Origin of the sequence: Blautia intestinalis, from assembly GCF_014297355.1 — a bacterium.
In the GTDB taxonomy this organism is placed as follows: Bacteria; Bacillota; Clostridia; order Lachnospirales; family Lachnospiraceae; genus Blautia_A; species Blautia_A intestinalis.
Genome location: NZ_JACOQE010000002.1, coordinates 145,871 through 159,182, shown reverse-complemented (window position 1 = coordinate 159,182; position 13,312 = coordinate 145,871). Strand labels below are relative to the sequence as shown.

Sequence of the window (13,312 nt, the reverse complement as noted above, 5' to 3'; positions counted from 1 at the left end):
GTTCCCTCCTGAAAATATGTTCCAGACTTCTGGTATTCTCCTGTGTAGCTTTTTCTGCCATTTCCGGAAAGATCTTTTTCGGAAGACACATCAGTCATTTGATGTATTACTGGTATCACTGGAGGCATAGCCTGTCAGAATGGTATCTTCATCTGCCAGATTGTAAATATATTTTAATATATCATTTGCTGTCAGACATGCATTACCGGAAGAATAACCGTTCGCAATTCTGACTGCAATAGAATATTCCGGTTCATTTGACTCGGACGATGTAGTATATCCGATAAAGAGACCATGGTTCGGATGGTAAATATCAAGCTCTGCCGTACCTGTCTTACCGGATAATGTCACTCCCAGTCCGTTAAACTGCTCATGAGTTTCTACCACTCGACGCATACCGTCATGAATATCTTCCCATACATTACCCGGAACATCACTCATCTCATTTGCAACTGATGGTGCATATTCTTCAATCGTTTTGCCCTGTGCATCAGTCACCTTATCAAGCAGTGACAGGTCATAAACTGTACCGGAAGTGGCAAGTGCTGTCGCATAACGGGCAAGCTGTGTCGTAGTAAACAAATGGTTACCCTGTCCAATATAAGACGGTACCGCCTTACTGTCTGAAACATGCGGTGATGCCTCAGAAATCTCGATTCCGGTCTTTTTGTCCAGATAAAACTCCGATGCATATTTCTGAAGTTTCGTCAGACTTAAGTTCTCAGAAAAATCTCCGTCTGAATTCTTGCCTGCAAGAAAGCCGACCATATTAAAGAAATAGTTACAGGACTGTTCGATTGCCCCTCTGATTTCAAGCGATCCATGACCCTGCTTATTCCAGCACCAGATAGATGGTGTTACCAGATCAAATTCACCGGTACAGTCAAAATAAGTACCATCGTCAATGACACCTTCCATCATGCCGGTAACTGCAGACAGAAGCTTCAGTGTAGAACCAGGTGCTGTTGTCTGCTGTGTTGCCTTATTGAAAAACGGACTGGACTGATCCAGTGCAAGTTTCGTGTAATAAGACGTATCCATATTATTACTGAGACGGTTGTTGTCATATCCCGGATAGGAAACGCATGCCAGTACCTTACCGGTCTTTGCATCTGTGACTACCGCAGATGCGGAACACGGAGTCAGTGCAAGCTGTGCAGGTTCAATCTCAAGATTAGAAATCTTATTGATCATAAAATCATATGATGACATCGCACCGGATGCCAGATTTTCATAGCAGTTGTCTTCTTTTGACAGAATGCCCTGTTCATACAGCACCAGACAGATCTGCTGCCCGGAGATCTGATCATTCATAAGCAGATATTTATACAGAAGTTTTGAAAATCCGGTATCCGTCTTCAGATAATCTATCACATAGTCCGTCAGTGCCTGATAAATTTCCTGTGAATCCAGATATTCTCCTTTTGGAGAAATTACCGAAATATTGATCCAGTTCTGGCTCGCTGCATAATTCAGATAATCCTTCAGGCTGATACTCTGGTCATTCACCCATGCCTGATACGTCGCATCAGAAGTATCTACTGCATTTTTGTCAATGACACCAAGCGTATCTCTCAGAACTGTATCACAGATATAACTTAAATATTCCTGTACTTCTTTACTTTCATCTTTATAGGCTGCCGGATTTGAACTTGTCAGCCTGTTAGTTATTGTATCAAAAACTTCCTGCTGCTTTTGTTGAAATTTGGCATAAAGATTTTTTTCTGTATCGGAGGCCTTCTCGTCACTGAATTTATCAATATCAATTACGCTGTTTGAAATCAGTGCATTGTAAACATCATAAATCGGAACGATGATCTGGCTGGCATCATTTACGCCTTCATAATCATATTCTTTGACTGCCTCGATCTTGTTCAGAAGGATACCTGCCACACGCTGTTTCAGGATCTGATAAATCGCACTCTGCCAGTCAGAGTCCACTGAAAGATAGACATCGTTTCCGGCAACAGGTTCTACGGTTGTGGCATTGTCAATCTTAAGTACTTTACCAAGGTTGTCGACTGTAACTGTTTCCTGACCGTCTTTGCCCTGCAGCTGAAGTTCCATATACTGTTCGATGCCGGCTTTACCAATGATCGCATCATTGGAATAATCTGCATTTTGTTTTTTGAGGCTTTCCAGCTCTTCTGATGATGCACGTCCGGTATAACCAAGAAGAGGTCCCATACTGTCATCATCTACATACTGACGGACAGAATCTTCCAGCACATCAATACCCTGTAATTCATTCTGATTTTCCATTACAGCAGCAACTGTACTTTCACTGACATTGGTCGCGATCGTAACTGCCATGTATTTCTGAAAACTGTTTGTGCTGAGTTCATAACGCATGATAGCAATATTCAGGATTTCCTGCTTCGTAAGTTCTTTCGGAAGACCGTATTGCTCCAGTTCTGCATCCGTATAAGCATTATCACCGTAAAGAACGATAGAAAAGCCCTTACTTCCGGTAAGGTAATTCATCATCTCATCTGCCGTAGCATTTGCCTCATCTTCCGTCAGATCATCGATCAATGCGTGACCATAAATATCCGCCCGGAATCGGTTCAGAGTAAATCCCTCATCTACGTCAAAACTGTAATTTCCTTCTTTATCCAGCTGGATATGGAAAGAATTGGACAGCGAATCTCCGTTGGATGCAAGGATTTTCAATACTTTATATGCAACCCCGTTCAGTGTGAGATTTTTTTCCCTTGTTGTATCATACGTTCCGTTGTCCTCAAATGTAAGAGAATACGACAGAACATTTGACGCGATCAGCTTATTGTTTTTGTCATAAATATTTCCACGGGTGCTCTTAAGCACACGCGTCTTGGTCGTTCTTGTCTGAAACTCATCTATGTAGTTTTCTCCCTGAATGATCTGGAGATTAAATAACTGTCTGATCAGTACAAATGCCATAAGAAAAAACACAAGAAGAAGTACAGACGTTCTCTTTAACTGAATTTTTTTGAATAGTTTTTTTATTTTAGTACCCAAATAGACTCACTTTCTTTCCTTGTTGCGCTCATGAAATGATAGTTAATATAGCGAAAGATTCGATACACGATCACAGTAAGGAACACTGTGTAAAAAACTTCCGGAACAATGATTCTTGTAAAATATGTACCCAGCCCCAGTCTTCCGCGGAGCAGAAACTGCAGTCCATATACAGCAAGATTATAGAATATATCCATGATCACTGTCAGCATGATCGGCACTTTAATGTCGTCATCATAATAAATACGAAATGCGTAACCGCTGAAAAAGCCGACATACATATAGATCAGTGCATAGAAACCAAATACTGAGCCATAAAACAGATCTATCAGAATACCGCTGAAAAAGCCTGTCCACAAGCCTACTTTACGTCCTCTCATAAGTCCCATGGAAACACAGAGAATCAGCAGCAGATTAGGTGTGATCGAACCAATAGATATCAGATGCAGCACAGTCGACTGGATCAGAAAACAGACAACTGTCGTCAAAAGCAAAACAAACTTGCTTCTCATCACTGTTCTCCTTCCTCTATGGAATCCTGTTTATTTACGGTAATTACAAACACATCTTTGAGATGCTGAAAATCAACAGGTGTAACAAGTGTCCCTGTCTTTGTCAGATTGTTGGAATCCAGCGAAATCTCACTGACATATCCGATAAAAAGTCCCTCGACATACTTTTCGCTGATATTTGAAGTAACAATCCGTTCTCCTGCTGTTACTTTATCTTCTTTGTCATAGAGCTGTGTAAAACGCAGTTTACCCTCATCGATCAGTTCCAGATCACCTTCGACTACGCAGGTATCATCGGTACCGACAGTCATTGCACTTACATTACTGCTGTCGTCAATGATCGAACGGACAGTTGCCCAGTTGCTGCCTACCTCAGTGACAATACCAACCAGACCTTTTCCGGCGATAACATTATTGTCTACACGTATTCCGTCTTTACTTCCTTTATTGATCATAAATGTATCATACCAGTTGCCCGGATCTTTCGAAATGATCCTTGCCGCAATTTTCGGATAATCGGAATACTCTTCATCCAGCTTATACAGTTCCTGAAGCCGTGTAAGCTCAGACTGACTCTGAATCAGAATATTATTCTGCTCTGTCAGTGTATCTACTGTATTCTGAAGTTCCTTATTTGCATCTACAAGATCCTGCTTGTCCTTAAATGCTCTGTTAAGATCAGTAAGCCATACACCAATCGTAGTGATACTCTTTTCGAAAGGAACTATAATTGCTCCGGCGGCCTCCTGAAACGGAGCTGCCGTAATACCGGATGCCAGTGTGGCAACAATCGTACTTCCACAGAAAAGTGTCATAATAACAAGCAGATGTTTACTTTTTAAATGTATACGAAACCGAAACTTTTTTTTCAGGTTTTTCATGTATCATACCCCTAAAAGATCATAATTTACGTTGTTTTACGGGCTGAGCCCACTTCATCATGTCACGGTCACGGATAATTTTTTCCAGTCCCGTGACCGTTGCTTTTTCGTAAAGATCTGAAAGCCTAAACGAAAAGCCGGTGTAACTTGCAAGATAATTATCTATATATGGAATCTTTGTACTTCCTCCTGTAAGGAAAATCCCCTCGCGCGCAATGTGATAGGAAATCTGCGGAGGAATACGTTCAAGAAAAGTCTTCATCTCTGCCGCAATCTCATTGACGCAGTTCATAATCCCTGCATTGACCACATATCCGGAGATTACTTCTTCTCTGGGAAGGCCGGATATTCCGTCGATACCAACGACTTTACGTGCATCCTTACGCTGATCATTCAGACGTCCCATCGCAAGTTTCAGACGTTTTCCTGTACGCGTACCGATCTGAAGATTGTAGCGCTTACGTATCTCATTGCAGATTGCCTCATTCATCTGCCTGCCACCGATCGGAATCTTCCTGGCAATGATGATCTTGCCGTCAGTAATAACCGAAAACTGCGTACTCTGTGCGCCGATATTAACAATCATGCTTCCCGCATTTTTATTAAGATCCACTCCCATGGCAATCGCATCTGCGATCGGTGCCTCTACCATATAGACTCTGTTCTGACGGAGCCAGTGTCCGTTTGCCACATGATAGTATGCTCTTTTTTCGATGGCTGTCATATCAAGCGGTACCGAAAAAAACATATCAGAACCGATACCGAGAAAACGGTCGATCTTTTTCATCATACTGTACAGTGCGATCTCCTGCAGTTCCAGATTGGCAATCATACCAAAAGCCATCGGCGAATTAACTACGATATCAGCAGGTGCTTTTTCAAACATATCGTATGCTTCATTGCCCACGGCGATAATCCTGCGTCCCTTTGATGCAAGCATGTTCTTTTCCATGTAACTTTTGTTTTTAAAAAAGGAATAGACTTTAATGCTGCTGCTTCCCAGATCTATTCCGTATGTTTTTCTTAAAAGCATAAAACAATCCCTTCATACCGGATATTCGTCCAACAGTCCCTGTTCTCTGAAACTTACGTATCTCTGATCGCCGATGATAATATGATCCAGCAGACAGATGCCAAGCATCTCACCTGCCTGACTGATTCTCTCTGTGATTTCTTTGTCGCATACACTGGGGGACGGATTTCCTCCCGGATGATTGTGAATCAGTATCAGGTTGACCGCATGATAACGCAGAGCTTCCAGAAAGATTTCTCTCGGAGTGATCAGCGTTGCATTGACGGTTCCCTTAGACAGCAACGTATCACCAAGCAGATGGTTCTGATTATCCAGCATCATGCAGATCATCACTTCCTGCTCCTGATGACGGAGCTGCTCCATATAATACGCAGCAATCGAATCCGGATTTTTAAAATCCAGCATAGGCCTCGCGGCCTCACTGGCGATCCGCTTCGACAGTTCCCCGATACATTTTAGCTGAACTGCCTTGACGGCACCTATTCCGTGAATCCTGCGCAGTTCAGGAAGTGAACTGTGAATGATTCCCAGAAGTCCCGGATAAGAAGACTGCTCCATGTGTTTTAAAATATCATTTGCCAGAGTCAGTGAATTGCTTCCCCTGGTTCCTGTCCGGAGTATCACTGCCAGAAGCTCGCTGTCGCTTAAAGAGCCTTCGCCTTCCCGTATACATTTCTCATAGGGTCTCTGTGATTCCGGCATTTCTTTGATCGTATGGTTCATTTGATTTACCTGCCGCTCTCTGTGACAGAATCTCAAAAGAATCAAAGATTATTCTAGCATAAAAAGAGGGAGATGTATACTCCCTCCTAAAAATTCTTAAATTTTTCACATATGAATTCAGCAGTTTTTATGCCGTCCATAGCCGCAGAAGTAATACCTCCCGCATATCCGGCGCCTTCGCCACAGGGGTAAATCCCCTCAATATTTGCACACCCCTGTCTGTCCCGCACAATACGCACAGGAGAAGACGTACGGCTTTCGATGCCGCTCAAAAGTGCATCCGGCCGGTCGAAACCTTTTATCTTTCTGCCAAATGCAGTCACACCTTCTTCAATGGAATCTCCTATTTCTTTCGGAAGAATCGAACGAACATCTGCAAGGACATATGCCCCTTTCATCTGTGGCACAACCTCGCCAAATTCCGTACTTTTCCTGTGTTCTTTGAAATCTCCGAAAAGCTGTACCGGGATCCTGCCTTTTCCAAATTCCCATGCTGCCTTTTCCAGATTTCTCTGAAAAGCAATACCTCCAAGAACACCTTCCTCCGGAAAATCCTCCGGTGAAACAGTAACGATCAGCGCACTGTTGGCATTTTTGCTGTCACGTGCCTGATAGCTCATCCCGTTGACTGCAAGCATTCCCTCTTCTGAGGACGCATTGACTACATAACCTCCCGGACACATACAGAACGAATAAACACCTCTGCCATTCTCACAGGTATGTGTCACTTTATAGCTGGCTGCTCCCAGCGCTTCGTTTTCTTCTTCGCCATAAAGATCCATATTGATCATTTTCTGAGGATGCTCTATACGAAGTCCTACTGCAAAAGATTTCGGCTGCATAAAGATCCCGCGTCTGTGAAGCATGGAAAAAGTATCGCGGGCACTGTGTCCAAGTGCAAGTACACAGATCTCCGCCGGTATTTTTTCTTTATCATTAATTTCCACAGCGCAAAGCCGCCCGTTTTCCATACAAAGGTCTGTTACTTTTGATTCAAAACGGAACGCCCCACCCATTTCTTCAATCTGATGGCGCATGGTCTCAACAATACCGATCAGCACGTCCGTTCCGAGATGTGGCTTCTGCTGATATACAATTTCCTGCGGCGCACCTGCTTCCACAAAGCGTTTCAGCACCTCATGATTACGTCCGTTCGGATCTTTTACCAGCGTATTCAGCTTTCCGTCAGAAAACGTACCCGCACCGCCTTCACCAAACTGTACATTAGACTCCGGATCAAGAATCCCGTCTTTCCAGAAACGATCAACCGTTTCCTTACGCTTCTGTGCCTCCTGTCCGCGTTCCAGTACCAGCGGCCGGTAACCTGCTCTCGCAAGATACCATGCACAAAAAAGGCCTGCCGGTCCACTTCCGACAACTACCGGAGGATTCTTCAGAACCTCTTCACCTGATTTCGGAAAACAATATTCTTTCTTTTCAAAGAAAGTCACATTTTTATCTCTGTTTTTGCGAAGCAGTTTCTTTTCTGCCGGAGTATTCACATCTATCGTATAAACAAATTTTTTGTCATCTTTATGACGGGCATCCAGAGACTGGCGTACAATTTCGTAAGAAAAGGTATCTTCCCCGCATCTCAGAGTCCTGGCTATTTTTTTTCGTAATTGCTCCTGCCTGTGATCAACAGGAAGTTTCAACTGTGTAATACGTATCATAACTTCTCCTTCGCGCTGTGTAAACCGGCTGCTGCACCACTTGACCATGCCCACTGTAGATTATAGCCACCGCATGGTCCGTCAATATCCAGAAGTTCTCCTGCAAAATAAAGTCCTTTATGGATATTGGATTCAAGTGTTTCCGCATTTACCTGAGTCGTATCCACGCCACCGGAGCAGACCTGTGCCTGTTCCATTCCGGTACTTCCTCTGACTGTCAGTCTGTATGAAGTCAGGGTCTGAATAAGATCTTTTTGTTTGCGAAAAACACGGATCAGTTTATCCGGCAGAAGTCCTACAAGAAGTTCTGCTTCTGACTGATACGGACAAAGCTCCCGTCGCCTGTCCAGAAGCTCCGTCAGTTCTTCTGTCGTATATTCCGGGAAGAAATTGATGGAAAGTTCTGCTTTTTGGCTTTCTTCCAGTGCACGGACCGCATATCTGCTGAGCTGAAAAACCGGAATTCCCGAAATGCCGTAGTCCGTAAGCTGAAGTTCGCCCCGTTCTTTATAAAGCGGCTTTCCATCCAGAAGCAGGGTCACTTCGCCTTCTGTACGCACCCCTGCCCAGGCAGAAAATACATTTCCCTTACAGCGTAATCCTGTAAGTGCCGGAAGCGGCTTGATGATACGGTGCCCGAGCTTCTCTGCAATCGCATATCCGCTTCCGTCAGAACCGGGAACCTGTGAAGCACCGGAACCATTTGCCAGTATCACCCTGTCACCTTCGTAGGTCCATCCTTCGGTCCGGACTTTCCATCTGCCGTCTTTCTGATAAACATCCTTCACTTTTTCTCTTGTTTTTATTTTTACTTTCAGAGAGCGCGCTTTCAAAAGCATCAGTTCCGGAATGCATTTTGCCTGATTACTTCTGGGATAAACCCATCCATTACGGTCAGTAAAAGCCACACCCATCTGTCCAAAAAACTCCAGTGTATCTTCCATGGAAAACTGTTTTAAAACGCTTTGTACAATTTCCGGGTGTTCTCCACGAAAAATTTCCGGACGCATCTCTTTATTGGTCAGATTGCAGCGGCCGTTTCCGGTCACGCAGATCTTACGGCCCGGATTTTCATTCTGTTCAAGAACAGTTACGGTTGCACCGTTCTGTGCCGCCACAATTGCCGCGGTCAGCCCTGATGCGCCGCCGCCAACCACGATCACCTGCGGATTTTCACTCATACTTTCTCCCTTTCTCTGATCAGGGAAGTGTCACAATCTTTGCGTCAACAAGCTTCTGCAAAGACATCAGTACACCGAGTTTTGCATGTTCCCATGTGAGTCCGCCCTGGAAATAAACTGCATATGGCGGTTTGACCGGACCGTCTGCTGAAAGTTCAATTGAAGATCCCTGCACAAAAGCACCTGCCGCCATGATTACCTGACTGTCATATCCCGGCATATCCCACGGTTCCGGATCCACATAGCTGTCTACCGGTGCCGCTGCCTGAATGCCCTTGCAGAATGCAATCAGCCCTTCCGGTGTACCCAAAGTTACTGCCTGAATGATATCCTGACGTGGTTCACTTCCGTTCGGAACAACCGGGAAACCAAGTTTTTCATAAATATTTGCAGCAAATACAGCACCTTTTAACGCGCCCTTCGTCACCATTGGCGCAAGGAAAAATCCCTGATAGAAAGAGCGATTTACGCCAAGAGATGCTCCGACTTCCATGCCAAGTCCCGGACAGGTCATACGTGTTGCTGCATTTTCCACGCATTCTTTTGTTCCTGCAATATAACCACCGATCGGTGCAAGTCCGCCTCCCGGATTTTTGATCAGAGAACCAACGATCATGTCTGCACCTACATCACTAGGTTCTACTGTATCTACAAATTCTCCGTAGCAGTTGTCGACCATACAGATTACATCCGGTTTGATACTCTTGACAAAAGAGATCAGTTCTCCAATCTGTTTTACAGAATAAGAAGGTCTTGTCTGATAACCTTTGGAACGCTGAATTTCGACAAGTTTTGTTTTTTCATTGATAGCTGCACGGATCGCATCATAATCGAAGGTTCCGTCTTCTTTCAGATCAACCTGTCTATAGGTTACACCATATTCTGCAAGAGAACCTCTGGATGGACGGATTCCGATTACTTCTTCCAGAGTATCATATGGTTTTCCTGCCGGTGCAAGAAGTTCATCTCCCGGCCGGAGATTTCCAAAAAGCGCAATTGCAAGTGCATGTGTACCACAGGTAATCTGTGAACGGATCAGACATGCTTCTGTATGGAAGGTGTCCGCATAGACTTTTTCCAGTGTGTCTCTTCCGAAATCATCATACCCATAACCGGAAGAAGACTGAAAACACTCTGCGCTTACTTTATTTTTCTGCATTGCCATCAGTACTTTTAGCTGATTATACTCTGCTGTTTTATCAAACTGTTCAAATCGTTCTTTCAGAGATTCTTCGATCTCTGCTCCAAAATCATATACCTGAGAAGAAATCCCAAGCTGTTCATAAAGTTCTTTCATTCTAAATGATCTTCCTTTCCTCACAAATGCGTTTCATATAATTCAGGATTTCTTTTTCATCCCAGTCAAATTTCTCTTTATCTACCCAGATCACATCCGACTCCCTGCGAAACCAGGTAAGCTGACGCTTTGCAAAATGCCTGGTATCACGTTTCAGAATACGTACAGCCTCTTCCAGTGGATATTCTCCCTCCAGATACGCAAGGATTTCTTTATAGCCAAGTCCCTGCATGGAGACCATTCCCCGGTGACAGCCTTCCTGCCTGAGATCTGCAACCTCTTTTACCAGACCCTCTTCCAGCATCTGATCCACGCGCCTGTCAATTCTCTCATATAGAATCTCACGAGGTGCATTCAACACAAAATAGGCAAGATTATATGGGCTTACCTGTTTTTTTTGTTCTTCATTATGTTCAGAAATCGGTGTTCCGTTCTGATGATAAAATTCCAATGCCCGGATCACACGTTTGACATTATTGGCATGAATCGCCTCTGCGCTCGCCGGATCGACTTCGCGAAGGCACTCATGAAGATACTCCGCACCTTTTTCTTCTGCCAGCTTTTCCAGTTCGGCTCGGTAAGTATTTTCCTGCTGTGCCTCTGTAAAATCAATATCTCTTGTCACTGCCTGAATATAAAAGCCAGTTCCGCCGACCAAAATCGGGAGTTTCCCCTTTGCATAGATTTCTTCCATGGCAGCTTTTGCCATATCCTGAAATTTCACAATATGAAATTCCTCTTCCGGTTCAAGTACATCCACCAGATAATGCTTCACGCCCTGCATTTCTTCCTTACGGATTTTTGCCGAGCCGATATCCATTCTTTTATATACCTGCATGGAATCCGCGGAAATAATTTCCCCGTTCACCGCTTTTGCAAGTGAGATAGACAGACTTGTTTTTCCCACTGCCGTCGGTCCGGTAAGGACAATTAAAGGTCTTTTCATAACTGCTCCTGTATTATTATACAATTCTTTTAAATTTCTTTTCCAGTTCTGTACGCGTCATCGCAATGATCGTCGGACGTCCATGTGGACAGTGATACGGATTATCCAGTGTCAGAAGCTCATCGATCAGCTTTTCTGCTTCTTCAAAAGACATTGCATGATTGCCTTTTACTGCCGCTTTGCATGCCATAGTCGCGAGTTTTGATGCAAAAATATCCAAAGCATCTCTGCTGTTATTTCCGGAAAGATTGTCAAGCATTTCCAGAAACAGATCTTCTTCTGTCAATCCATAAAGGTTCGACGGAACAGCGCTGATCCGATACTCACGACCGCCGAAGTTCTCAATTTCAAAACCGAACTGTTCAAAATAATCTTTATTTGAATTCAGAACTTCTTCTTCCTGCATACTTAAGGTAACGATCATCGGCGGACTCAGATACTGCGAATCAATGGAATGTTCACGGAACTGTTTCACCATGCGCTCGTAGTATACTTTTTCGTGCGCTGCATGCTGATCGATGATATAAAAGTTATCTTCAAACTGCACCAGCCAGTAAGTATCAAAGATCTGTCCGACTACACGGATGCGGCTTCTGGATTCCGGTGCAAGAAGTTTTTCCTCGAAGAGTTCAAGTTGCTGCGGAGGTGCCTGTTTCTTTTCCGGCTCTTCTGTCAGCTTTAATTCCGCCTGCTTCTTCTCTTCATCCAGTTTCTGGTTTTCACGAAGTGTACCACTGAACATTTCTTCCTCTGCCTCAGAGAATGCAGGTCTGTATTCTGCTGCCGGTTCGCGGACAATTGTTTCGGATTGGGTACCCTGCGAAAAAGGCTTTCGTATTTCCGTTCTTGCATTTAAGCCATCCCTTACTTCCGGCTTTGGATTTAAACTTGCCTGTACTTCCGGCTTTCTCACCGTATTCGGGTACATTTCTTCCCGTCGTTTCGTTTCAAACGGTTCCGGCACCGCAGCACGGGTGATTTTTTCTTCTTTTGCTTCTGTTTTTGCAGGAGTACTGTCTACAGATACTTTCGGTATCATTTCCTTTCTGGTCAGTGCACTCCGAACCATATCATACACTGCATCATAAACTTCCTGTTCTCTGGCAAAACGTACCTCTCTTTTTGCCGGATGTACGTTGACATCGAGATCATTCCCCTCCATCTCCATACGAAGCGAAACGAACGGAAATTTGTGCTGCATCAGAAATCCTCTGTATGCATTTTCGATAGCCTTTGTAATGATATTGTTTTTTACATAACGGCCATTGATATAATAGTTTTCAAAGCTGCGGTTTCCTCTGGCAATCTCCGGTTTTCCTACAAATCCTTCTACTTTCATAAAAGAATTTTCATAATTTACATCCAGAAGAGCTTTTGCAATTTCCCTGCCATACACGCTGTATATGACATCTTTCACACTGTAGTTTCCGGATGTATGCAGCTTGACCTGTTTATTCTGAATATATTTAAAGGAAATCTCCGGATGTGACAGAGCAAGCTGTTCCATCAGCGTATGGATATAATTTGCTTCTGTCATATCTGATTTCAAAAATTTACTTCTCGCCGGTGTATTATAAAAAAGATTTCGCACAAGGAACGTCGTTCCTTCCGGCGCACCGAGTTCTTCCAGCGCAATTTCATTCCCACCTTCGATCACATAACGGGAGCCGCTGATATCCGAAGGTGTTTTAGTGATCAGTTCCACCTGTGAAACAGCTGCAATACTGGAAAGTGCCTCACCACGGAATCCCAGTGATGCAATATGCTCGAGATCCTCAACCTTTTCAATCTTGCTTGTCGCATGACGCAAAAAAGCAAGCGGGATCTGCTCAGATTCCATTCCGGATCCATTATCTGTGATACGGATCAGCTTTTTTCCGCCATCTGTGATTTCCACAGTCACTGCCGTTGCTCCGGCATCTATGGCATTCTCTACCAGTTCTTTTACAACCGAAGACGGACGCTCCACTACCTCTCCGGCAGCAATCTTGTCAATTGTATTCTGATCTAAAACTGCGATTTTTCTCAAAGCACCCTCCATACAGCAGATTGTCCGTTACTGTTCA

At 44.0% G+C, this 13,312-nt stretch carries 10 protein-coding genes; all 10 read right to left on the bottom strand.

What is annotated here, in order from left to right; all coding sequences use genetic code 11:
- Window positions 1-90: 90 nt before the first annotated feature.
- The 10 genes from H8Z79_RS04795 to mutL all read right to left on the bottom strand — a co-directional run bounded on the left by H8Z79_RS04795 (window position 91) and on the right by mutL (window position 13,275).
- Entirely contained in the window at window positions 91-3,000 is a 2,910-nt protein-coding gene (locus H8Z79_RS04795) for a penicillin-binding transpeptidase domain-containing protein (protein WP_118048760.1), read from the bottom strand.
- Window positions 2,985-3,512, bottom strand: coding sequence for a rod shape-determining protein MreD (mreD, locus tag H8Z79_RS04790; protein WP_015542732.1), 528 nt, complete (start codon window positions 3,510-3,512; stop codon window positions 2,985-2,987). The genes H8Z79_RS04795 and mreD overlap by 16 nt, the downstream gene beginning before the upstream one ends.
- Entirely contained in the window at window positions 3,512-4,393 is an 882-nt protein-coding gene (mreC, locus tag H8Z79_RS04785; protein WP_015542733.1) for a rod shape-determining protein MreC, read from the bottom strand. The genes mreD and mreC overlap by 1 nt, the downstream gene beginning before the upstream one ends.
- Window positions 4,394-4,412: 19 nt before the next feature.
- A complete protein-coding gene (locus H8Z79_RS04780) occupies window positions 4,413-5,426 on the bottom strand; it encodes a rod shape-determining protein (protein WP_015542734.1) in 1,014 nt (337 codons plus the stop codon).
- A gap of 12 nt (window positions 5,427-5,438) precedes the next feature.
- On the bottom strand, window positions 5,439-6,149 hold the full coding sequence (gene radC / locus H8Z79_RS04775) for a RadC family protein (RefSeq protein ID WP_187002738.1): 711 nt from the start codon (window positions 6,147-6,149) through the stop codon (window positions 5,439-5,441).
- An 86-nt stretch (window positions 6,150-6,235) separates the two neighbouring features.
- Window positions 6,236-7,822, bottom strand: coding sequence for an NAD(P)/FAD-dependent oxidoreductase (locus tag H8Z79_RS04770; protein ID WP_118039734.1), 1,587 nt, complete (start codon window positions 7,820-7,822; stop codon window positions 6,236-6,238).
- Window positions 7,819-9,003: a BaiN/RdsA family NAD(P)/FAD-dependent oxidoreductase gene (locus tag H8Z79_RS04765; protein WP_118039735.1), complete on the bottom strand. Its 1,185-nt coding sequence runs from the start codon at window positions 9,001-9,003 to the stop codon at window positions 7,819-7,821. The genes H8Z79_RS04770 and H8Z79_RS04765 overlap by 4 nt, the downstream gene beginning before the upstream one ends.
- Before the next feature lie 19 nt (window positions 9,004-9,022).
- Complete coding sequence (locus H8Z79_RS04760) at window positions 9,023-10,300, bottom strand: methionine gamma-lyase family protein (RefSeq protein ID WP_015542738.1); 1,278 nt, start codon at window positions 10,298-10,300, stop codon at window positions 9,023-9,025.
- A gap of 1 nt (window position 10,301) precedes the next feature.
- Window positions 10,302-11,246 (bottom strand): tRNA (adenosine(37)-N6)-dimethylallyltransferase MiaA, encoded by a 945-nt coding sequence (gene miaA, locus H8Z79_RS04755; protein ID WP_118039736.1) that lies wholly within the window; start codon window positions 11,244-11,246, stop codon window positions 10,302-10,304.
- Window positions 11,247-11,262: 16 nt separating this feature from the next.
- The gene (mutL, locus tag H8Z79_RS04750; protein WP_118039737.1) at window positions 11,263-13,275 is read right to left on the bottom strand and encodes a DNA mismatch repair endonuclease MutL; all 2,013 of its coding nucleotides are present in this window, start codon (window positions 13,273-13,275) and stop codon (window positions 11,263-11,265) included.
- Window positions 13,276-13,312: the final 37 nt, after the last annotated feature.